This window comes from Bacillus sp. LR_5 (assembly GCF_042709275.1).
Window position 1 is genome coordinate 1 of record NZ_JAVAXX010000563.1, and the last position, 1,624, is coordinate 1,624.

1 protein-coding gene and 1 pseudogene are annotated in these 1,624 nt (G+C 38.7%); both read left to right on the forward strand.

Annotation, left to right across the window (positions count from 1 at the left end; translation table 11 throughout):
- Positions 1–144: 144 nt before the first annotated feature.
- A pseudogene (locus RAC86_RS38475) lies at positions 145–344 on the forward strand (ATP-dependent DNA ligase); the annotation flags it as partial.
- A gap of 500 nt (positions 345–844) precedes the next feature.
- Positions 845–1,576, forward strand: a complete 732-nt coding sequence (gene bglS, locus RAC86_RS38480; protein ID WP_072566394.1) for a beta-glucanase — start codon at positions 845–847, stop codon at positions 1,574–1,576.
- Positions 1,577–1,624 lie beyond the last annotated feature (48 nt).

Consider the following 1,624-nt stretch of genomic DNA (forward strand, 5'->3'; position numbering starts at 1 on the left):
ACCTAAAAAATCACATTATAAGTGGTCTTGTTTCACCATAGCCTTATCCTTTTTTCATAGAATCACAATTCTTGTTTCTAAATCTGATGGAGTAATATCTGTAATTAATCCCCATTCGAACCATTTCGTATAAAGGAGATATACATTAGAGATTGTGAAGTCTTTTTAGCTGCTTCAGGCAGTGCTCCTGACTTTGAAGCTGTATGGAACGTTTCATGTCCAGAAAATCTGCTCATAAGGTTGTTTACTGCGTCTTTGATGTTATCTACAAAGACGGTCAGTCAATTGCAGCTAGGCCCCTCACTGAGCATAAGACAGTTCTGAACTCACTTGAACTAAATCATCGGTCTGAAAAAGCGATCCCTCATTATAAGGATGCTCTAGACAAAGCACGAGAAATCGATATGTCACGATTAATCGGATCATCTCTGTACAACCTTGGCTTATGTTCATTTGCCGAGGAAGCTTATGAAAAGGCGGCTGAGTACTTTAAGAAGGGGGATTAGAGTATACCAGGATAATGGGTATGAGCACTCAAATCGGTTATTAGACATCAATGTTGACAAAAACCACATTCAAAATGAGGAACAATCAGAAGGAATCTCTTGGTGTGCACACGGGTGTCTTTGTCCAAAAATTTAAACGATGAGATTATGGCCAAAACGTTTGAATTCATTCATGCCTTATATGTAGATAGCGGGAAAGAAAAATTAAATTCGATTCTAAATTATATAGAATTCTAGTAAGAAGATTCGTTATTATCATTATTTTGACTGATGTTCCCTTTTAAAAGAATCATGTATGATCGTTAAAGAAAACGCTTTCATAGAGAGGGGATGCCAACATGTCTTATCGTATGAAACGAGTGTTGTTGCTTCTTGTTACTGGATTGTTTATGAGTTTGTCTGCAGTCACTTCTACTGCCTCGGCTCAAACAGGTGGATCGTTTTTTGACCCTTTTAATAGCTATAACTCCGGATTATGGCAAAAAGCAAATGGTTATTCGAATGGAAATATGTTCAACTGCACTTGGCGTGCAAATAACGTATCAATGACGTCATTAGGTGAAATGCGTTTGGCGCTAACAAGTCCATCTTATAACAAGTTTGACTGCGGGGAAAACCGCTCTGTTCAAACATATGGCTATGGACTTTATGAAGTCAGAATGAAACCAGCTAAAAACGTAGGGATCGTTTCATCGTTCTTCACCTACACAGGTCCAACGGATGGAACTCCTTGGGATGAGATTGATATCGAATTTTTAGGAAAAGACACAACAAAGGTTCAATTTAACTATTATACAAATGGTGTAGGAAACCATGAAAAGATTGTGGATCTCGGATTTGATGCAGCCAATGCCTATCATACGTATGCGTTCGATTGGCAGCCAAACTCTATTAAATGGTATGTCGATGGGCAATTAAAACATACTGCGACAAGTCAAATTCCGACAACACCAGGAAAGATCATGATGAACTTGTGGAATGGTACGGGTGTAGATGAATGGCTCGGTTCCTACAATGGTGTAACACCTCTATACGCTCATTACGACTGGGTGCGTTATACAAAAAAATAATGTCTAAGAGCCTGCTACCCCGATATAGCCAGGCTCTTATGATTGTAA